At 67.3% G+C, this 1420-nt stretch carries 1 protein-coding gene; it reads left to right on the top strand.

What is annotated here, in order from left to right:
* Window positions 1-1420: hypothetical protein (locus IT392_13655; GenBank protein MCC6545517.1), on the top strand; the 1420-nt coding region annotated here is incomplete at both ends.

Here is a 1420-nt window from a genome sequence, read left to right on the forward strand (position 1 = left end):
GCTCACCTTCCCACGATCCTCGCCCAGAGTGTCCCGCCCAATAACGGCGACGGAAACCCCGGGCAGATTCTCGACAATCTCCCGTACCTCAAAGACGCCGCAAAGCAGATGCAGGAGCGCGTCGCCGACGTCGCGCGCAAGTGCATGGCGGTCCTCTTTCTCCTGGCCTGCGTAGGCTGGTACTTCGGCATCGCGCTCGGCAACTGGGTCAATCCGGCGCAGATCTGCGTGCGCTCCGCCATCTCCTTCATCGGGCTGCTCGCGCTGCCGTGGGGCATGGAGAAGCTGCAGATCATCTGCGACGCGATCGCCTACGCGATCGACTCCGGCTTCGGCACGCTCGCGCAAGACGGCGGGACGGCACTCGCAAGCGAGGAGATGTACACGAACCTCTCGGACGGGCTCGAGAAGATGCTCCAGGACGGCTCCATCCTCGACATGCTGTCGAATGGACTCAGCGCCGTCCTGCTGTTTCTCTCCTGGTGGCTTGCCACCGGTCTCTACCAGCTTATCTACGCCATCATGCACCTGACCTGGGCCATCCTCATGATCTTCGGGCCGCTCGCTGTCGTACTCGCCGTCCTCGGCGATCAAGGCGTGAAAATCGCACGCGGCTACGTGATGAGCGTCATCAACATCGCGTGCTGGCCTATCGCGCTCAGCCTGTGCTTTCTCGTCATCAACGCAGCGCTCAAGAACTTCGCACAGGGCACTGACGCCGACGGCCTCTTCAAGCAGGCGGTCGTGTGCTTTCTCGTGGCGCTGATGATCTTGATGACGCCTGTCTTCACGGCCAAGTTTCTCTCCGGCATCGGCCTCGACGGAATGATCAGCGGGTTCGCGATGACGATGGCGATGGCCGCCGCCTCTCAAGTCGCTGGACTCGCCGGCGCTGCCGCCGGCGGCGCGGGCGGTCTGCTGAAGGCCGGGCAGAAGTCGGGCGCCGACTCCATGCAGGGAGGGGCCGACCCTGGAGGCGGGCTTCCAACCGCAGGACCTGGCGGTCCCGAGCTCGGCGCCGAGGCGTCGGCGGGCGCGCCGCCGTCGGGAACAGCGCCCTTGCCGGCCTCTGCGGGAGCCGGTGCGGGCGCGACGACCGGCGCCGCCGGAGGTGCTGCCGGAGGTGCTGCTGGCGGAGCGAGCGGTGGCGCGGTCGCCGCCGGTGCGGTGGCCGCTCCCGTTACCGCAGGTGCTAGTGTCGTTGCCGGAGTCGCCGTAGCCGCCGCGGTCGAAGGCGCGAAGATGGTCGGCAAGGCCGCGGTCGCGGTCGGCCGAGCCGCCGCCGATACGACCATTCAGGGCGTCTACTACGCGGCAAAGGAGGGCGGCGCCGAGCACAGTCACCGCGCTCCGGCGCCATTCACGGGAGCCAAGCGTGCTCGCTCGCAGAGAGCGCCCGTGAGTCGCGACGAACTCTACA

It is taken from the genome of Nitrospirota bacterium, from assembly GCA_020846775.1.
Lineage (GTDB): Bacteria > Nitrospirota > 9FT-COMBO-42-15 > HDB-SIOI813 > HDB-SIOI813 > RBG-16-43-11.